Below are 19,852 nucleotides of genomic sequence, written 5' to 3' on the forward strand. Positions count from 1 at the left end.
TCAGAATCTTTCAAAATAAAAGGTAAATTGCAAGGAGTGCAAGTGAAATTAAATATCTCCAATCTGCCAATTCAGGAGTCGGGTAAAATATATTTACCAGTTAGAGCGTTATTTACCGGCCGTATCATCTTTTATGCAGGTTTATGATGAAGACAGCCATGCGCTTGTACTGGAAAGTGGTCTATAAGCTTCCAAGTTGGAGGACACCTTTGAAGGTGTTCTTTTTTTGAATATATAAAATACTTACTTGACAGGTAGGAATAAAGGGGTATATGATATCACCAATACTTAAACAGTAATTAAATGAACAGTGAAATAATTCAACTGAGCTGATTGGACCACCAAAGGCTCCCGTACTTTTCCCTTGTCAGGGGTAGGTGCTGGGAGTCTTTTTTTATGGGCTGATTGGGAGAAAGCAGAGGTAAGTAAGCCATGAGCGAACAATATTGGAGACAGCTGGAGGAGACAGATTGGGCATTTCGCAAGGCGGTTCGCAGATTCGTGAAAGAGCGGGATAAGGTCGCCGTAGCAGGCATCTCCTTACCAGGCATGCTGATTCTGCACAAAATCATTCGCGATGGTGAACAAAGGCTAGGAGACTTAGCGGATGAACTAGACTTCACCTCAGGTGCGATTACCGCATTGAGCGATAAGCTTGAGGCGGGTGGATATACCGTGCGCAGACGTAAAGAAGGCGACCGTAGAACGGTAATGCTGGATATTACGGATAAAGGCCGCAAGCTGGCGGAGCAGAACAGCAACATCGGAGAACGATGTATTTCGCTTTTGTTTGAGGGGTTTACGGAGGAGGAATTGGCGCAGCAAAATGACTTTTATCAGCGGATCATTAGCAATTTGGAAGGATTCTCGGATATCCTGCTGAAGCTCGCCAAGGAGAATGCAGAGACCTCTCCAACCCTTGAACAGAAGCCACGAACAACCACCAAAAAAAGTAATTATCTTAGCTACTAAAAATTGAACGTAGGAGAGATGAACGATGGGACATTCAACCATTTATCCAACTGGAGCAACCGTATATAACCCTAACAAAGCCTGGAGTGGCTATACCGTATTTCAAGCTGGTGAAGAAGGTGTTGTACTGATTGATATGAACGGTAAAGAGGTGCATTTGTGGAAGGGGCTGCTTGGATTTCCGGCTAAAATCTTCCCGGGTGGTTATGTGCTGGGCAGCACAGGAAGAAGAGATCCTAAATTCGGAATACAGGATAATGTAGATCTGGTACAGGTGGACTGGGATGGGAACATCGTGTGGAAATATAACAGCTATGAACATATAGAAGATCCGGGTTATGAACCCCTCTGGTATGCCCGCCAGCATCATGACTATCAGCGCGAAGGCAATCCGGTCGGATATTTTGCACCGGGGCTTGAACCCAAGGTAGACAGTGGAAAAACGCTAATTCTTGCTCATAAAAACATCTACAATCCTCAAATCTCCGACAAACAATTGCTTGATGACACGATCCTTGAGGTGGACTGGGAGGGGAATATCGTCTGGGAGTGGGCTCCAAATGAACATTTTGATGAGCTAGGCTTTGATGAAGCGGCCAAAAATGTACTATTTCGTGATCCTAACTCACGCTCTTTCGGAAATCTAGGTGGTGGTGTTGGAGACTGGCTGCATATCAATTCGGCTTCTTATGTAGGACCCAATAAGTTTTACGATGCAGGGGATGAGCGTTTCCATCCGGATAACGTGATCTGGGATGCGCGTGAAGCAAATATTATTGCGATCACGGATAAGCGTACCGGAGCCATCGTTTGGAGAATCGGTCCGGATTACTCGCTGCCAGAAGTGAAGCATATCGACTGGATCATTGGCCAGCATCATGCGCACATCATTCCGAAAGGTTTGCCGGGAGAAGGCAACTTACTTGTATTCGATAACGGGGGCTGGGGCGGTTATGGTCTTCCAAATCCATCTTCTCCTTTTGGGCAAAAAAATGCACTCCGCGACCACTCGCGAATTCTGGAGATTAATCCCGTGACTTTTGAGATAGAGTGGCAATATACAGCGGCAGAAGCAGGTTTCTCTGTCCCAACCGATTCTTATAAATTCTACAGTCCATATATCAGCTCCGCTCAACGGCTTCCGAATGGCAACACCTTAATTACAGAAGGTTCTAACGGCAGACTCTTTGAAGTTACGCCAGAACATGAACTGGTATGGGAATATATTTCGCCATTTACGGACTCCAGAAATACCAATATGGTCTATCGTTCCTACCGTGTGCCATATGCATGGGTACCACAGCTGGAAACGCCAGTTGAACAAGCGATTGAGCCAATAGACGTAACGCAGTTCAGAGTCCCGGGGTCTGCACCTAAAGGATCGGATTCTGTGGTAAGTGTGGCGACAACCCTGCCATTTGTTGAAGGAGCTGCTTGTGTAGCGACGACGGATGAAGGCAGCAGCCGCAAGGTAAATTAACAAATTTGAGGAGATGGGTCGGTTGAAAAAATCATGGATCAGCTCAAGCTTTCTGCTCTTATCTTTATCAGTGGTTATCCTTTTATCGGGCTGCAGCTCCAAGGGCGACGCGGCTGCCTCTAATGCCGCTAAAGAGGGAGCGGCGAATAGCAAAGCAGAGACATTAAAGATAAAAATTGCTGACATCAATACGAATCCCACTTTTCGGGTGGCACTAGATAAAGGCATCTTTGCCAAACACGGGATTGACGCTGAACTGGTCAACTTTGGTTCCCCTGCGGAAGGTGTAAATGCCCTTTTTATTAAACAGGTGGATGTGGCTTTCGGGGCAGACTTCCCCTTGCTGAACGCAGTGGCGAAGGGCGATTATGCTATTATCGCCTCGGCGGGATTAGCGACTGATGAAGCGTCCACTGAATGGAAATTGTTCGTACAGGATGATATTCAGAAGGCTGAAGATTTGAAAGGGAAAAAGCTGAGTTTCATACGCGGCACCTTCATTCCGTACCTTTGGGATGAATATTTGAAAGAGCATAATGCTGCTCTCGGTGATGTGGAGTTAATAGGACAGGGTGCCTTTGATGAAGCTTATATCGCTTTGAAGCAAGGTGCTGTGGATGGAGCATGGTTTTATGGTTCGGTTCTGAATGATAAGCTCTATGCACTTAAAGGTGTTCATGAACTGACGGATATGTCTAAAACCACGGTTCGATTGGGGATGGGGATTGTAACGGGAAATGATTTTGCGGCTAAGAATCCGCAAGGTATAGCGAATTTCCTAGCAGCGGTGGATGAAGCCGGAGCCTATGCTCAGGCTCACCCAGATGAGGTTGCTGATCTGATGTATAAGGAAGTGAAGCAGCCTAAGGAATCAACGATAAAAGATCTGCCGAATAATCCGTGGGCACTAGGATTTACTCAAGCAGCGTATGACAGTTTGACCAAGCAGAAGACATATATGGTCGACAACGGAATCATTGAGAAGGATTTCGATCTGGATAGTAAACTGAATCTCGAGCCGCTGGCGAAGGCATTGCCAGAAGAGGTTACGTACAAGAAATAGGGGGGTTCAGCATGTCATTACCTGCTAAGCAGCATACCATTCATATTGAGCAGCTCCGTAAAAGCTACAGCGAACCGACTGCTGGGGACGTTCACTACATTATAAAAGATGTAGATCTCGTAATTAAAGGTGGGCAATTCTTCGTTCTACTCGGGCCGAGTGGTTGCGGGAAATCAACACTGCTGAATATGATCGCCGGGTTTGTCTCCAAATCCGGTGGGCATCTTCGGGTGGATAATGTAGAGGTGAATAAGCCTGGCAGAGATCGGGCGGTTGTGTTCCAGCAGGCGGATTCCTCCTTATTCCCTTGGTTAACCGTCCGTCAGAATGTGGAGTTCGGATTGCGGATGAAGAAAATCGCAAAGGGGGAACGGCACACAATATCGGATAGGTTCATCGGGCTTGTTGGGCTAAACGGGCATGAGGAGAAGTTCCCGAAGGAGCTGTCTGGGGGGATGAAGCAGCGTGTTCAGCTGGCTCGGGTGCTGGCGAATGATCCAGCGATTCTGCTGATGGATGAGCCATTTGGTGCGCTGGATGCGATGACGCGCCGAACGATGCAGAAGGAATTGGTCAACATTTGGCGCCAGACACATAAGACGGTGATTTTTGTAACTCATGATATTCAGGAGGCGTTATTGCTGGGGGAACGAATTGGCATTATGTCCGTAGGACCGTCTTCTAATATTACGGATATTTATGATAATACACTGCCGTATCCGCGGGACGTAACCTCACCGGAATTCTACTCGTTATACAATCAAATTCAAGGTCATTTCGAAGAATAGGATAGGGTGAGACAGATGAGAAAATGGGTGGAGAAGAAGTGGGTTTCCGTAACCCTTCTATGGATTACCACGTTCTGCGTCTGGCAGCTTGGAGCTGTAATCTATGGCCCCGATGTGATCCCCGGACCATGGAGTACACTTAAGGGCGGACGGGAGCTGCTGGAAGACGGAACCTTGCTGCAATATATCGGGATTAGCTTTTACCGGGTGCTCATTGGTTGGGTACTCGGTAGTTTACTGGCGATTCCCGTAGGGCTAATCATTGGGAAGGTGAACTTGATCCGTATTTTTGCGGAGCCTTTCCTGAACTTTATCCGTTTTATCCCGCCGATTGCATTCATTACATTGTTCTTAGTATGGTTTGGTATTGGGGAGCAGTCGAAGATTGCGTTAATTATGTACGCCACCTTTTTTATCGTGGTGCTGAATACTTTAACCGGTGTGATGTCCGTGGAAGAGGACAAAATCCGCTCAGCCCGCAGTATGGGCGCCAGTGAGTGGCAAATTCTGATTCATGTGGTTGTTCCGGCGACGATCCCTTATATTTTTACGGGTATCCGGTTAGCGATGGGCACCTCATATATGGCGATTATCGGCGCGGAAATGATTGCTTCGAACGAAGGTGTAGGTTATCTGATCTGGAATTCCCGGTTGTTTTTCCGTACGGATTGGATCTTTGTCGGGTTGTTCTGCCTTGGCTTTATGGGCTTCTTTACGGATCGTCTTTTTGGCTGGTTCGGTAAGAAGGTGCTTTACAGATACGGTGTTGTCAGTGTGGCAGCGCGTAGACGGTAGTTATATTCATACATGTAAAACTGCCTGGAAATGTCGGGCAGTTTTTTACTTGGACTGAAGTTTATACGAATATTTTTTGTCATTGTAATTAAATTGGATGGAATCCAGTGATGAGGGATTAAGAGAATAATCATTTATTTTTTCTTTGTTGCCAGTCAGAAGATTATAAATATAAACTTCGTAACTATAGCTACCATCTGCATTTCCAGGAAGTATGGAAACCGATAGATAAAGTTTTTCTTTTTCATCAACTGCATAACTATAAAATTTACCTCCAGATGAATGGAATTGAGCAATTTCTTTATTAGATGTTGGATCGTCTACCTTCATCACCCAAGCTTGTTCTCGTATCGGCTGAGCTCCATCAGTGAAAATGGAAAAGGTATGATAGAGGATATAATCATCTAATCCAAAAACGCCGCTAACCACCAGAACAGCATCGCCATCATTTAAAGGTAACGTCAATAGCTTCTTGGACTTTTCTACAGCTAGTGATTTTTCATTAGGAGAACTTAAATAGAAAGTGAATGGCTCTGTTGGAAAATAAAATGGATTTGCTTCTGTTCCAGGGGCAATGTTCATTTTTGGGGCTGGCAACCATACGATACCGGCAGAGGTTTTGACAGCGTAGTTGTATTGTTCTGTATTCTGATCACGTAATGGGAGGGTGTAAAGATCACTGTTTATTTGAATGATTTTATTACTTGTATCTGGCGTGTTATTTTTAGGAGGAGTAGCTGCATTGTTGCAAGCTGAGATAAGCAAAGTACATAGAAATAAACCTGTTACCATCTGAATTTTTGTAAACAGCATTTTTCAAGCTCCTCTGAGGGTCATTTCTTATTATGAATAAATACTACTATACATCAGTAAAGTTCTATTTTAGTGTAATTAATGTAATTATTTTCATAAAAACATTTCTAAGGGAAACGGCGGTCATCTAAAAAAGACGACAGGTCGTTTCTTTTTATTTACAAATATTCCTATTCTCCTTAATGCCGCGAAAATAGTACACGCCTATACTGCAATTGGGTGCCTAACAGTTGGAGCATAAAGAGCCCGCAAATAAGAAATAGGAGTGAAGGGGAAATCATGAAAAAAGGGATCAACAATCAATTATCGATGGGTCTAATGTTATCCTTGCTCGTCCTGTTGCTTGCTGCTTGTGGAAATTCGGCCAAGGCTGAAGAAACAACGAATGGAAAGGCTGGCACCAAAGAATTAAGTCTGACTGAGATCGAGAGTAAAGCTAAAGAAGAGGGCAGTATCATCAGTGTAGGAATGCCGGATTCCTGGGCGAACTGGAAAGATACATGGAGTGATATGAACAGTAAGTATGGTCTTACACATTCGGATACCGATATGTCGAGCGCGGAGGAAATTGCCAAGTTTGATGCGGAAAAAGACAAACCAACGGCCGACATCGGAGATGTGGGGATTGCGTTTGGATCGGTTGCCGTGGATAAAGGGGTAACCCAGCCTTATAAAACATCCTACTGGGATGAAATCCCCGATTGGGCTAAGGATAAGGACGGGAATTGGATCGTCGGCTATCAAGGCACCATTTCTTTTCTGACTAACACTAAGCTCGTGGCGAATCCACCGAAGAGCTGGGAAGATCTGAAGAACGGTAACTACAAAATCATCGTTGGTGATGTAACCAAGGCTGCTCAAGCACAGATGGCTGTATTGGCCGCAGCAATTGCCTTTGGTGGCGACGAGTCGAACATTGAACCGGGGATTGCTTTTTTCGAGGATTTAGCTAAAAAAGGACGTCTCTCCAATGCAGAAGCTTCCCTTGCCAACATCGAAAAAGGGGAAGTAGAAGTTACCCTGCTGTGGGATTTCAACGCTTTGAACTATAGAGACCAGATCAACAAAGATGGCTTCGCGGTAGCCATTCCGAAGGAAGGCAGTGTCGTGAGCGGGTATGCCACGATCATCAACAAATATGCGCCGCATCCTAACGCGGCGAAGCTTACACGCCAATACATCCTTAGCGATGAAGGACAGATTAATCTTGCCAAAGGTTACGCTCGTCCGATCCGTGACAGTGTAACGTTGCCGGATGATGTTGCAGCTAAGCTACTGCCAAAAGAGGAATATGTTAACGCTAAGCCTGTTGGTGATTACAAGGTATGGGAAGAGACGGCAAAAACCATTCCTCAATTGTGGCAGGAACGTGTGCTTGTACATTTGAATTAGTATTCATTTCTCCCCAAAAAAGAAGCAGGGCGCCTTCGTCATGATGCCGTAAGGCGCCTTTGTTCTATTCCCGCGACAAGGAGCGAGTAAGATGAAACAAAGAAGCCGCGGTGTGATCCTGGCACTTATTCCATTTGCACTAATGGTGTTAGCCTTTCAACTGGTACCTATACTATCCATGCTGACGGGAAGCTTTCGCACAGCGGACGGAACGGGATTTACGTTAGGCAATTATCTGCATGCGTTGCAAAGTGCCTATTACATGCAGGCGATTAAGAACAGTCTGCTAATCTCCATAATCTCAAGTCTGATAGGGATCATTGTCGGGCTTTTTTGTGCTTATTGCATTACCCGGTTTACCCCGAGAGTACGCGATAGACTTCTGATGCTGTCGAATATGACCTCTAACTTCGCAGGTGTTCCGCTGGCTTTTGCTTATATCATTTTGCTCGGAAATAATGGGGTGTTTACACTCTTATTTAAACAGTGGGGCTGGAGTGTTTTTGCCGATTTTGATCTATATAGCTGGTCAGGTCTAATACTGGTGTATGTATACTTTCAGGTTCCGTTAGCCTTACTGCTTTTGTACCCGTCCTTTTACGGAATTCGTGAGCAGTGGAGAGAGGCAGCGTCCTTACTGGGGGCTGGGCCTTGGCAGTTCTGGAAGACGATAGGCCTGCCTATTCTAACTCCAGCGATCTTCGGCACACTTGGAATTCTTTTTGCTAATGCAATGGGGGCTTATGCCACGGCTTACGCATTGGTTGGCGGAAATTACAATCTGTTGGCGGTACGTATCGGTTCACTGGTTGCCGGAGATGTGGTTACACAGCCACAAATGGGGAGTACGCTTGCTGTTCTGCTTGGTCTGACTACGATTTTGGCGGTTTATCTGAACCATTTAATGGTGCGGCGTGCGGAGAGGTTCGGAACGAAAGCACTCAGTAAACCGGATGTGAAAATCAAAGCTTCCCGGCGTTTATGGACAGCTCGTGAGGAGGCAGGGCAATGAATATACGTAAAGCAGGCTTTGCTCCACGCACCTTCATGCTGCTGCTCATGGTGTATTTGCTGCTTCCTCTTTTGGCAACGGGTATTTATGCTTTTGCACAAGATTGGCAGAATACCTTGCTGCCCCGAGCTTGGACGCTGAATTGGTTTGGGGAAATGTTTGAGGATATTCGCTTTCTGGAGGCGCTTTGGACCTCGCTTTATTTATGCCTGATCAGCGTGGTGCTGAGTCTAGCCGTGATGCTGCCAGCTGTTTTTGTCATCACCCTCTATTTTCCGCGTTGGGAGAGCTTTATGAAAGGTATTGTTGTTTTGCCTTATGCGGTGCCTGGTGTTGTGGCTGCGGTAGGTCTTATTCGTACCTATTCCTCTGGTCCCTTTGATATCGCTGGAACAGCGTATTTATTAGTGGGGGCATATTTTGTGGTCATCCTTCCCTATATGTATCAGGGCATTCGCAATAGTCTGTTAACGGTTAATGCCGTTGAACTGCTGCATGCTGCGGAGCTGCTTGGTGCCCGCCGAAGAACGGCCTTCGTGAATGTGATTTTGCCTAATATATGGCCTGGGGTTATCGTCTCTACACTGTTATCATTTTCAGTTCTATTCGGCGAATTTGTCCTTACGAACATGTTAGTTGGCGGACATATTCAGACGATTCAGGTATATCTATATCAAAGGGTTGGTGAAAGTGGACATTTAGCCAGCGCGATTGCGATCTCTTATTTTCTGTTTATTCTAATTCTTTCGATGGTACTCATGAAGCTCGGTAAAAAGATGGGAGGGGGCGTTAAGGGATGAATGATTATCTAAAGCTGCAGGCTGTACGCAAAATGTTTGGGAATACCTGTGTGTTAGACGATGTTGATTTGGAGATCCGTGAAGGTGAACTTGTGACACTGCTAGGCCCCTCCGGTTGTGGAAAAAGCACATTGCTACGCTGCATAGCCGGTCTTTCAGAGCTGGATGGCGGCAGAATTCTTTTGGAAAATAAAGATCTGGGAAGTTTGCCGCCCCGTAAGCGCGAGGTAGGAATGGTGTTTCAGTCTTATGCCTTGTTCCCCAATCTGACGGTGAGCCAAAATATCGAGTATGGAATGAAAATGCGGGGATTATCGAAATCAGCCCGCCATCATCGCTGCGCGGAATTGCTGGCATTGGTCGATCTGGAGGATAAACGGGATGTATATCCGCAGTCCCTCTCCGGTGGACAGCAGCAGCGGGTAGCGCTGGCTCGTTCTCTAGCGGTGCAGCCCAAAGTATTGCTGCTGGATGAACCCTTAAGCGCACTAGATGCTAAGATACGCAAGAATTTACGTGCAGAAATTCGTGATATCCAAAAAAGGTTTAACATGACGACACTATTCGTGACGCATGATCAGGAGGAAGCGCTGATTCTTTCTGACCGCATCTGTATTATGAACGGTGGCCGGATTGTGCAGGATGGCACACCTGAGGGGTTGTACTCCGCACCACGGACAGAGTTCGTTGCCCGGTTTATGGGCAGTTACAATGTATTGACCCGATCAGAAGTGATGACGTTGTTCCGGGGGATAGATAGCACGAAGGACCGCTTTGCTATTCGGCCTGAGGCGGTTACGCTGCTGCATGAGGGTGCGGGACTTCACGAGGTTGCTGCCGGAGTGCAACTGGTGGATGGCATCATTAAATCTGTCTCCGTGTTGGGCAATATTATTAGGTGTACGGTAGAGGTAGAAGACATTTGCTTAACGGTTGATCTTTTAAATGACGGACGCTGGCTGAGGCTGGTGGAAGGGGCTAACGTCACCTTGGCTCTGAAACCTTCTGAGCTGCTGCATCTGGAACGAGAGGGAGCGTAATAAGATGACTGAAATGAACAATAAACTTATTGTGGTAGTGTTGGACGGACTTAGATATGAGGCCGCACGTGAATATATGGGGTATATGGAGCATTTGGTGGAGCAGGGGAAAATATCATGTCACCGAGTGAAGTCGGAATTGCCTAGTCTGTCACGCCCGCTTTATGAAGTGCTCTTGACGGGGACACCTGTGACCGAAAATGGAATTACGGCTAACCATATTGTGAGACCAAGCCATGAAGAGAGCGTATTCCATCTGGCAGTGACCGCTAATTTGCGTACAGCTGCTGTCGCCTATCATTGGGTCAGTGAGCTTTATAATTCGGCCCCTTTTGATCCGCTGGCTGATCGCCATCAGCACAATGTGATGAAGCCCATTCAGCATGGCAGCTTTTATTTCGAGGATCACTATCCCGACAGTCATGTGTTTGCCGACGCGGTGTATTTACGGAGTGCCTATGATCCGCATTTCCTATACATTCACTCCATGAATATAGATGACGCCGGGCATCGTTATGGCGGCGAGAGTAAAGAATATGAGCTTTCAGTGCGTAATGCCGACGGTCTGCTGGCCACTGTTTTGCCTATTTGGATGGAACAGGGCTATAAGATTATGATTACGGCAGATCACGGAATGAACGCAAATGGGTACCACGGCGGGATAACCCCTTCCGAGCGAAATGTGCCATTATATACGTTTGGGGTAGATGTATTATCTTCAGAAAAAGAGGAAGAAATGCTGCCACAGCTGCGAATGGCTCCTTTAATGTGCCACTGTTTGGGGCTGGCCCCTTCGGCAGCAATGAGTAAGGAGGGCTTGCCTCCACTTGTGCAGAAGCAATCTCATGACAAAGTGGAAGAACCTTTGCCGTTGGTATGAAATAAAATAATTAGCACGAGAAAAATCATATATTTTACCCAATTAGGAGGTTGTTTATTGAGCGCTTCTAAAGCTATGAAATGGATTACGGGTTCCTGTGAAATTATTTTGGCAATTCCAATTCTGGGTGCTGCTATTGTTATTGGCACGGGGTATTCCGTTCTGGGGTTGATGTTTATTCTACATGTGATTACATTGATTTTATCTTCAAGAGACCGTGAGTCTATCTACGGTTCAGTGCTAGGAATTATAACTTCTTTATTGGCATGGATTCCTTTTGTGGGCTGGTTCTTGCACTTAATTACTGGGATTCTGTTGATGGTGAGTGGAGGACAGAAGTCCCGTTATCCGTCGAACCATATCTATCCACAATGATGTAAAATGACTTCAATACAGCCCAATTCGGACGTTTGTCCGGTTGGGCTGTATTCATGTTATAATGAGGGCACATTTTAGCAGTAAGCACAGAGAGGAGGCGCATCCATATGGAAATAACCGCACAAGAAGTAGCAGAATGGATGGTGAAGGAGATTCGTTTTACGGGTACCTTGCATCAGACGGCGGCGATTGAATATGTGAAAGAGAATTTTGGAGAACAATTTGTATTTGTGAATGAGAACGGCAATGCCTCACTCTCCAAAGAAGTGAAGAAAGCTTTCCGGAAACTCCATGGCGGGAGAATTGCTTGGGATCGAGACGGGTTCTTGTGGGCTTGGACCTAGGTTTCGCGCTTAAAAAAATTTATAAACTGTTCAACTTATATAATGAGATAAAAAACGGACCATGCATGTACTGCAATGGCCCGTCTTTTTACATTCTTTGTTAGTTAGATATATTCGGTCATTCCCTGTTCCTTTAGAAGCTCCACGATATCTTTGACTGACTGCGCTTTGTCCTTGGGACAGATTAATAGTGCATCCCCAGTATCCGCAATGATGAACCCGTCTACACCAATGGTCGTGATCAGTCTGCCATTTCCATAGATGATTGAATTATGGGTATCTATCCCCACATGATTTGCTTTTATAATGTTGCCTGCATCATCCGGAGGGAAGATTGAACCCAGTGCATCCCAGCTGCCAATATCATTCCAGCCAAACTGCCCGGAAAGCACGACAACTTCATCAGAGCGTTCTAAAATGCCGTAATCAATCGAAATATTCTGAAGCGTTGGATAGATGGCATTAATAACTTCCTCTTCCTGATCTGTACCCAAACAATCACTGATGGGCAGCATGGTTTTGTAGAGTCGAGGTAGATAACGTTTGAAATTATCAATAATGACAGAGGTCTGCCAAATAAAAATCCCACTATTCCATAGATAATTACCGGATGCCAGATAACTCTGTGCATTCTGAAAGTTTGGTTTCTCTACAAATTCATCTACATCATATACAGCCACTGGGCTTGTCGCAATCGGCGTCTTATCAAAGGCAATATAGCCGTAGCCAGTAGATGGGAAAGTAGGCTTGATTCCGATGGTTACTATTTTGTCTGACTCCATGGCAACAGTACAGGCTTCGTCTAGTGTAAGACGGAATTGTTCCTCATCCGTTATATAGTGATCGGAAGGCAGGACGACCATTAAGGAATTGCCATGAGATTTCTCTATAGATAATGCTGCAAAAAGAATGCTAGCGGCTGTATTTCGCGCCACAGGTTCAATTAGAATATTAGCTTTGAGAACGCTGCTGTGCATAATACTCTCCAACAATACTGCTTGGGTACGATTAGTAACGATAACTGTATTCTCCTGAGGAATAATCCCTTTGAAGCGTTCAATCGTATCGTTTAGCATAATGTCGTTGCCACTAATATTCAGCAGCTGCTTTGGGATTTCTTGTCTGGACAGGGGCCAAAACCGTGTTCCGCCCCCGCCGGCTAGGATCGTAGCATATTTATTCATGATGCATCACCAACCGGGCAATTGTGAAGGATATAATGCTCTCCGAGCCTTGGTTCAGGTTGAGCCCCGCGGCATGGATGCCGTCATAACAAGCACCAGTCTGCGGATCGATCAGAGGGATTGCCAAGGAATTATGCCCTAGATACCAGTTGTAGCATAATTCTGCCTGCGCAAGATAGGCGGGGTCCTCAAGAACAACAGCTGCTTCCCGGCAGGCCAGCAGCATCTCGCAGGCTTCAATGGGCTGTTCATCATAGGGTGCAGCCAGCCCATCACGCAGCAGCCAGCCATGGCTGCCGATCGGTTTATAGTAACCTTTGCTGGAGAAGGTGGTGGAAGCTAGGAAATCCAGGCTTTCCTTGGCGGTCTCCCGCAGGTCTTTATTCCCGGAGATCAGGAAGGCCCGAAGCAGAGCCCAGGGCAGCATGGAATTGCCATAAGTGATGCTGTCCTCGAACCAATTCCAGCCGTGCCCCTTATAGCGGGTATATTGATTATGCAGCCGAACCGCAATATTTTCGATCAGACTCTCAATGGTTGCCCTTGGCAGAAAGGCGGCTTCTTCGGTCGTGTTTTCAGTATGCGGGTATGGAAAAGCATAACCTAATGAGCCCGGTGCTTCGGTAAGATAACTTAGGCCGATGATGGCATAGGCTCCAGCCCGAGGTGAGCCCAAGGCTTCCAGATGCGGCAGTGCCTGATTGATCAAATACCGGCAGGTATTCATCAGGTTATCGGGCAGGGAAGCAGCATGCGACAGGGCGAACCCGAGTGCCCACAAGGTACGTCCCTGGCAATCTTCAGAACCTTTATCCTCTATAAAGGAGCGGTTATAATCCATGAAATTGCGAAAATTGCCGTCCGCTGTCTGGGAATGATAGATAAAAGAGATATACGTATGAATGAGATCGAGTGCCACGGCATCCCGGGAATTCTCGTACATTAAGACCGCAGCAATCAGGGCGCGGGCGTTATCATCGGTAGTGTAGCCCTTGGAACGGTCCGGAACCCCAAACTTGGTATGCTGAAAGATTCCTGTATCGTCCGTGATTCTGCGCATATAGCCTGGTTTAGACTGTACTGTGGTGGAGGTTTCCATTAAATCACGCTCCGATCAGCTGACGCCGAGCTCTGGATATGGCTGTGGAACAAGGCGGCATAGATTTTGGCGATTTCGTTCCAGCGCATAGTGAGCCCGAGCTTCAACGTACGGTCTTCCATCGTTTGCACCAGAGCAGGGCTGTTCAGCAAGCGCAAAATGCAGGCTTCCAAGGAAGCAGAATCATGAAAATCAGCCAGTAGACCGCGGCCTTCTGCCAGCATTTCCTGGGCGTAGCGGTAAGGGGTAGACACGATAACCCGGCCATAACCGACTCCGTAGGCCAGGGTGCCGCTGACGGCCTGATCCTTACCCAGATAAGGAGTCACATAGATATCTGACATGACCAAGGACTCTATTACTTCTTCTTGGGTCAGCAACTTATCGACGAATTGGACATTGTCCTGCAGGTCAAACATTTCTACGAGGTCCGTCAGTTTCTGGCGGTAAACTTCCCCGGATTCCAGCTTGACGACCGGATGGGTCTTGCCCCAAACAATGTAAAGTGCTTCGGGATGTCGCTTGACCACGCCGCGCATGGCTTCGATGCTGTATTCAATCCCTTTGCCGGGACTGAGGAAGCCGAAGGTGGAGAGGATTTTGCGGTCTGGATAACCGTATTGTGCTTTGAGGCTGGAGCGTGAAGCTGTGCTCACTTGAGGGACACCGTGATGGATGAATGTGATTTTGGAAACTGGGATCTCATAAATAGTAGATAAATCAGTAAGGGTTGATTCCGCCATCGTCACGACCTGCACGCTACGCTCGGCCAGACATCGGATGATCTGATGCTGCTTAGGGGAGGGCTTGGTCAACACTGTGTGAAAAACAACAACATACGGAATGTTCAAACGTTCGACAAAGGGCAGCAGGTATTCACCGCTTTCTCCGCCGTAGATGCCAAATTCATGTTGGATGACCAACAAATCGGTATCGGAATTGTTGAGGAAATCGGCCGTATCTATATAATCTGCGTAATTATGCTGGTCGATCTGCCGTATTACCTGCTGATCGTAAGCGTAGGTTTCATTGTTGTTTATGGCAATAATCCGGGGCGGGTTGAAGCCGGGAAGGTGGATAAGTTCATCTAGCAGATCCTGTGTGAACGTGGCGATACCGCACTCTCGCGGCAGACTGGTTCCCAGGAACACGATGTTGTGATTACGGACTGTATTTTTCATTCAAAGAGCCTCCCTAATGGTCTTGCGATTGGTCTGGATACAAAAAAAGAAAATAAAGAAGACTCTATTTTCTGAATAGGGAAAGGTATTTGGTTTTCTGAAATTAAAAATGTTGCAAATTATTTCCTAATCCCACTGTAACATGACCGTTTTATCTTGTCAATTCGATTGACGCCTTGGGGTTAGTGCGGATATATTATTGGAGGAGGTGTAGGAATGCCAGTCATACGCAGTAAACTGAGTGAGGTCATGGAGAGGCATGATCCGAAATTATCGATCCGCAAGCTTGCTAAAGAGATCAATTACCATTTTGATTCGGTACGCCGAATGTATAAGAATGAGATGGTGCAGTATCCAAGGGATCTGTTGCTAAAATTATGTGTATACTTTAATGTCCAGCCCGGCGAGCTGATTGCCATGGATGCGGAAGACAACGATTGGGTGATCGATCGTTCAAATGATTACGAGGAGGACGGCGATGACAAGGAACCCGGCACGGACAGCCACCTGTAAGCAGCTTCTGGATACATATCATGCCGGACGCGGTACAACCACTGTAAATAAAATGACGTTCACGGGTGTTGGGCACCGGGATGTCTATAATATAACCGCCCCGTTTATGTATAACGGGGAAGAGGTACTAATGGGAAGAGTTGAGGAACGGGACAGTGAGTTCTCTCAAGTCTTCTTTTTTACATGCCATGATGGGGTTTGGAGACCTCGTGCGCATACGCATACGTACAATTTACAGGACCCGTGCTGGACCCGGATCAGGGGGGAACTTATTGTGGGCGGGGTGGAAGTGATTACGGCAGCGGATGATCCGCACCGGATTGTCTCCTGGGTGACCCAGTTCTACCGGGGATATCACATCGATTCTTTGACCCACTTTTCTTCAGGTCCCGGCACGATGAAGGATATCCGACTTATCGAGCTTGATAATGGCAGTGTAGGCGTATTTACCCGGCCGCAGGGCGAGCGGGGTGGGCGGGGGCAGATTGGGTTCACAGTGATTCCTTCGCTGGACGAACTAAATGAGCAGACCTTCATTGATGCCGAGGTTTTACAGGATCAATTCGTGCCCGAAGAGTGGGGGGGAGCCAATGAAGCTCATCTGCTGCGGGGTGGAATGGTGGGCGTATTGGGCCACATTGCTTGCTTCGATAGTGCCGGAAACAAACACTATTATGCCATGGCTTTTTCGCTGAATCCTGAGACTTATAAGGCAACTCCGGTCAAAATAATAGCAGTCCGCAGTGATTTTCCGGCGGGCCCGGGCAAGCGCAAAGAACTGGAGGATGTCATCTTCAGTGGTGGCTTGAAACGTCTTGGAGGAGGCCGGGCGGTATTGTCTGTAGGGGTGAGTGACGCAGAAGCATATCAGATTGAAATCGCAGACCCATTTGACGAATATGAATCCTAGCGTTCTTCCAGTAAGTTTGACTAGATTATATGGTCATGTTACACTTGGTGTGACAAGAATTTATGGTCAAAGAGAGCGGGAAACCCAATGAATAAGTTTATTCAATTCAACACACGTAAGACTGACACCAAGTCCAACATCAATCAGGCGCGTAAGCAAGGACGTATTCCGGCTGTATTATATGGTATTGGTAAAGAGACTCTGACGTTGGAAGTGAATGAAAAAGAACTTCTGGACATTCTCAAAAAGAATCCGCGCGCAATTCTGCAAGGTAAGGTATCGGAAGAGCTAGAGGTTCCGGTCGTGGTTCAGAACATTCAGAAGGATACCCTGTCCGGCAAAATTCTGCATATTGATTTTCAACATGTAAATATGAAAAAGAGCATGGACAGCAAGGTGACTATTCATTTTGCAGGTGAAGCCGTAGGGATTAAAGCAGGCGGCACGCTTCAGGTTGAAATTTATGAAGTGGAAGTTCGCTGTATGCCTGAAGATCTTCCTACCTCCATGGAAGTGGATATCAGCGGACTGGATATTGGCGACCAGTTGCTCGTCTCTGATCTGATCTTCAAGGACGGGATTGAAGTGTTGACCGAACCGTCAACCGTAATGATCCAGATCAAGACCGTGCATGAAGAAGAGGAAGAAGAAGCGGTAGTAACTCCAGCTTAAACATATATTTTTATAAAAAAGGCAAGTTTCCAGGGAAGAGGAAACTTGCCTTTTTTTGCGTTGAATCATACAGGAACTTCTCGTTGGTCCTTTGCCATAGGGGAACTACATAACGGGCAGGGCTTTGAGGTTAAATGATCCTCAGCTCCGCCCGCTTTCATGCGTGTCCAGCCAGGACAGGTACTGCTTGTACAATTCCATACCGCAACGACATGGGTTCTTGTCGCAGTTGTCCGGCTGGTAGGTAAGGATCTTGTTGTCACTGTTCTGCTCACCGTAGTCGTTGCTGTGGAAGAAACGGCAGAGCGGAAGGCTGATAACATGAAGCGGGAGACCTCTGCTTTTTTGCCCCGATGCCTCGCAGGTGAACTGATAAATAGCTCTTCCCGGGCTCTAGTAACAGCTACATAAGCCAGTCTTCGCTCCTCTTCCAGGGCAGCCAAGCTTGAACTTCCACTATTTGCAGCGGCCAGCTTGCGGTCCTTGAGCCGGTCGCCCTCCAGGGCGGAGCTATGCGGGAGAATTCCTTCAGAGGCTCCAATCAAAAAGACCACAGGAAACTCTAATCCCTTGGATTTGTGAATGGTCATAAGCGCGATCCGATTCCCTTGTTCTTTGGTGCCCGGCTGACGATTATGTTCATTACGTTCCGTAACATTATCTATGAAATCTAAAAAGGCAGGAATACTATCAAATCGCTCTGCAGACGATTCTAGTTCATCTAGCATTTCTTTTAACGTTTCGCGATGCAAGGTTGCTTGATGCCGCTCATTCGCTTCGATGAAATAATCATAGAATTGCGTGCGGATCTGGCGGATCGCTTGGACTGGGGTTAACTCGCGCATATTGCGAATTAGATCCAGCCGCTCTCTAAGCTTAGTGCCCTTGAAATCCTCCATGCCGGGCATGGACAACAGATGGATTAGTGGGCCTTGCTTTGGTTGTCTGGCTTCCATCTGCCGGATGTGATTCATACCTTTTTCACGGTTCATATATAGAGTAGGCAGGATGTTCTCCATAGCCGCGAAATTCCGCCGATTCACGGAAAGACGCATATGATCCACGACCGGGGAAATTAGCCAGTGTTCGTACAGTAATTGGCCTTCTCCATAATCAATATAGGGAATATCGCGTAAAAGAAGTAATTCCAGAACGGCCCGGTTGCTGCTGGACGCTCTATATAACATGGCGAAGTCGCTATATTCTCTTTTGCCGCTCGAAACCTCGTTTAAAATATGCTCAACCATCTGCTCAGCTTCCTCGTCTGCTGTCTGCGGACGCATATACCGGGGCTGACTCCCGCTGCCTTTGGCAGCTTGCAGGGTTTTGGAACGCCGGCGCGTATTGTGCCGGATAATACCGTTACCGAGTCCGACTATAGCTGGACCAGAACGGTAATTAATATCAAGTGTAATAACCCTTGCTCCCGGGTACAGCTTCTCGAATTCCAGAATGAATTCACTGCGTGCCCCGTTGAAGGAATAAATCGTCTGGTCATCGTCGCCAACCACCATCAGATTATGCTGCGGGTGAGCAATGATTTTGACTAACTCGTACTGCAGGGCATTGGTATCCTGAAACTCATCCACCATCACGTATAGATATCTCATCTGCAATTCCTGCAAAAGCGTAGGACGCTCCTTCAGCATCCGATAGGCGATTAAGAGGACATCGTCGAAGTCGATTTTGAAATTGTCTAGTTTCCATTGTTCGTAGATTTCCAGAATGGATTTCATTTCTTTTTCAGCGGTGGTTCCTTCAGGCAAGCCTTCTACGGTACCCATGTTCATCTTACAGGAAGAGAGCAGGGAGAGTAGCGTTTCCGGTGGATAGGCATCCTTAGGTAGCCCGAGCTCACGCATGATTTGTTTTAGCAGGATGTGCTGGCGCCGCGTCTCACTGAAAATCTCTTGCTGCAATCCTTGTCTGCGCAAGAAAAATAAGAAAAAGGAATGAAACGTGCGGGCCTGCAGCCGCGCGACGTCCGCTGGGCCTACTCCCGGTAAAAGGGCGATCCGTTCGCGCATTTCAGCCGCAGCTTTACTCGAAAAAGTCAGCAATAGCAGCTGACTTGGCGAGACACCGCGCACGGACAACAAATAACCGGTTCGGCAGATCAGAACCGAGGTTTTGCCGGAGCCTGCGCCGGCCAGTGTTAGAAGCGGCCCTTTATGATGCCGTACCGCGGAAATCTGCGGACGGTTGAGCAGGATGCCGCCTTCTTCCAGCCTGCGAAAAAAAGCGGAGTCCTCATCCTCCCGCTTCACCAGCTCTTGGCTTGTCTGCGCTGAGGCCACAGCCGCTTGCGGGATCCGCTCACCAGTAGCTCCCAGTGGGATATTATGAAATAAAAGCTTATTCAATAGATTCACCTTCATTATTTCTGTATAGAGTGGTCTCAACAAATCTAGTTCTATGATGTTTGAGTTCATCTTAAAATGTGCCGAAAATTTAGCCAATCTACAATATACCATCCCAGGCTTTTTACTGCACAGGAAAAGTGTTGGATATTGAGCCAGTAAAAATCTGGGGATTG

The 19,852-nt window shown here is 46.9% G+C and carries 20 protein-coding genes; 15 read left to right on the forward strand and 5 right to left on the reverse strand.

All coding sequences use genetic code 11. The features are described 5' to 3' along the window. Positions 1-432: 432 nt before the first annotated feature. Genes NST94_RS01470 through NST94_RS01490 form a run of 5 tightly spaced genes read left to right on the forward strand, consistent with a single transcriptional unit; the run spans position 433 to position 5,098 of the window. Positions 433-972 (forward strand): MarR family transcriptional regulator, encoded by a 540-nt coding sequence (locus NST94_RS01470; RefSeq protein ID WP_036687318.1) that lies wholly within the window; start codon positions 433-435, stop codon positions 970-972. 25 nt (positions 973-997) lie between these two features. Further along, on the forward strand, positions 998-2,452 hold the full coding sequence (locus tag NST94_RS01475) for an aryl-sulfate sulfotransferase (protein ID WP_076127030.1): 1,455 nt from the start codon (positions 998-1,000) through the stop codon (positions 2,450-2,452). 22 nt (positions 2,453-2,474) lie between these two features. Further along, entirely contained in the window at positions 2,475-3,515 is a 1,041-nt protein-coding gene (locus NST94_RS01480) for an ABC transporter substrate-binding protein (RefSeq protein WP_076127032.1), read from the forward strand. An 11-nt stretch (positions 3,516-3,526) separates the two neighbouring features. Further along, positions 3,527-4,303: an ABC transporter ATP-binding protein gene (locus NST94_RS01485; protein WP_076127034.1), complete on the forward strand. Its 777-nt coding sequence runs from the start codon at positions 3,527-3,529 to the stop codon at positions 4,301-4,303. A 15-nt stretch (positions 4,304-4,318) separates the two neighbouring features. After that, positions 4,319-5,098, forward strand: coding sequence for an ABC transporter permease (locus tag NST94_RS01490; RefSeq protein ID WP_076127036.1), 780 nt, complete (start codon positions 4,319-4,321; stop codon positions 5,096-5,098). 45 nt (positions 5,099-5,143) lie between these two features. Here NST94_RS01490 and NST94_RS01495 read toward each other — a convergent pair whose 3' ends face one another. Continuing rightward, on the reverse strand, positions 5,144-5,911 hold the full coding sequence (locus NST94_RS01495; RefSeq protein WP_076127037.1) for a hypothetical protein: 768 nt from the start codon (positions 5,909-5,911) through the stop codon (positions 5,144-5,146). 279 nt (positions 5,912-6,190) lie between these two features. Between NST94_RS01495 and NST94_RS01500 the strand changes: the two genes are divergently transcribed. From NST94_RS01500 to NST94_RS01530, 7 genes are all read left to right on the forward strand, one after another. Further along, entirely contained in the window at positions 6,191-7,303 is a 1,113-nt protein-coding gene (locus tag NST94_RS01500; RefSeq protein WP_076127039.1) for an extracellular solute-binding protein, read from the forward strand. Positions 7,304-7,394: 91 nt separating this feature from the next. Then, a complete protein-coding gene (locus tag NST94_RS01505; protein ID WP_248549155.1) occupies positions 7,395-8,315 on the forward strand; it encodes an ABC transporter permease subunit in 921 nt (306 codons plus the stop codon). Further along, complete coding sequence (locus tag NST94_RS01510) at positions 8,312-9,115, forward strand: ABC transporter permease subunit (RefSeq protein WP_076186152.1); 804 nt, start codon at positions 8,312-8,314, stop codon at positions 9,113-9,115. The genes NST94_RS01505 and NST94_RS01510 overlap by 4 nt, the downstream gene beginning before the upstream one ends. After that, on the forward strand, positions 9,112-10,155 hold the full coding sequence (locus tag NST94_RS01515; RefSeq protein WP_248549154.1) for an ABC transporter ATP-binding protein: 1,044 nt from the start codon (positions 9,112-9,114) through the stop codon (positions 10,153-10,155). Before NST94_RS01510 ends, NST94_RS01515 begins: the two co-directional genes overlap by 4 nt. 4 nt (positions 10,156-10,159) lie before the next feature. Continuing rightward, positions 10,160-11,035, forward strand: a complete 876-nt coding sequence (locus NST94_RS01520; RefSeq protein WP_248549153.1) for an alkaline phosphatase family protein — start codon at positions 10,160-10,162, stop codon at positions 11,033-11,035. Positions 11,036-11,092: 57 nt separating this feature from the next. After that, positions 11,093-11,410, forward strand: coding sequence for a hypothetical protein (locus NST94_RS01525; RefSeq protein ID WP_036687337.1), 318 nt, complete (start codon positions 11,093-11,095; stop codon positions 11,408-11,410). Between the two features lie 110 nt (positions 11,411-11,520). After that, a complete protein-coding gene (locus NST94_RS01530) occupies positions 11,521-11,757 on the forward strand; it encodes a hypothetical protein (RefSeq protein WP_036687339.1) in 237 nt (78 codons plus the stop codon). A gap of 104 nt (positions 11,758-11,861) precedes the next feature. On the opposite strand, the gene NST94_RS01535 is transcribed toward NST94_RS01530, so the two are convergent. From NST94_RS01535 to NST94_RS01545, 3 genes are read right to left on the reverse strand one after another with little or no spacing between them, the layout of a single operon-like run. Beyond that, complete coding sequence (locus NST94_RS01535; RefSeq protein WP_036687341.1) at positions 11,862-12,941, reverse strand: mannose-1-phosphate guanylyltransferase; 1,080 nt, start codon at positions 12,939-12,941, stop codon at positions 11,862-11,864. Continuing rightward, on the reverse strand, positions 12,934-14,040 hold the full coding sequence (locus NST94_RS01540) for a glycosyltransferase (protein ID WP_339281565.1): 1,107 nt from the start codon (positions 14,038-14,040) through the stop codon (positions 12,934-12,936). The genes NST94_RS01535 and NST94_RS01540 overlap by 8 nt, the downstream gene beginning before the upstream one ends. Beyond that, positions 14,040-15,221, reverse strand: a complete 1,182-nt coding sequence (locus NST94_RS01545) for a glycosyltransferase family 4 protein (RefSeq protein ID WP_076275948.1) — start codon at positions 15,219-15,221, stop codon at positions 14,040-14,042. Before NST94_RS01545 ends, NST94_RS01540 begins: the two co-directional genes overlap by 1 nt. A 216-nt stretch (positions 15,222-15,437) precedes the next feature. On the opposite strand from NST94_RS01545, the gene NST94_RS01550 reads away from it, so the two are divergent. From NST94_RS01550 to NST94_RS01560, 3 genes are all read left to right on the forward strand, one after another. Continuing rightward, entirely contained in the window at positions 15,438-15,734 is a 297-nt protein-coding gene (locus NST94_RS01550; RefSeq protein WP_051491502.1) for a helix-turn-helix transcriptional regulator, read from the forward strand. Then, a complete protein-coding gene (locus tag NST94_RS01555) occupies positions 15,700-16,644 on the forward strand; it encodes a DUF1861 family protein (RefSeq protein ID WP_076186146.1) in 945 nt (314 codons plus the stop codon). Before NST94_RS01550 ends, NST94_RS01555 begins: the two co-directional genes overlap by 35 nt. Before the next feature lie 87 nt (positions 16,645-16,731). Further along, positions 16,732-17,316, forward strand: a complete 585-nt coding sequence (locus NST94_RS01560) for a 50S ribosomal protein L25 (protein ID WP_076101172.1) — start codon at positions 16,732-16,734, stop codon at positions 17,314-17,316. 65 nt (positions 17,317-17,381) lie between these two features. Here NST94_RS01560 and NST94_RS01565 read toward each other — a convergent pair whose 3' ends face one another. Then, the gene (locus tag NST94_RS01565) at positions 17,382-19,679 is read right to left on the reverse strand and encodes a UvrD-helicase domain-containing protein (RefSeq protein ID WP_339281566.1); all 2,298 of its coding nucleotides are present in this window, start codon (positions 19,677-19,679) and stop codon (positions 17,382-17,384) included. Positions 19,680-19,852: the final 173 nt, after the last annotated feature.

This window comes from Paenibacillus sp. FSL H8-0282 (genome assembly GCF_037963825.1).
In the GTDB taxonomy this organism is placed as follows: Bacteria; Bacillota; Bacilli; order Paenibacillales; family Paenibacillaceae; genus Paenibacillus_AQ; species Paenibacillus_AQ odorifer.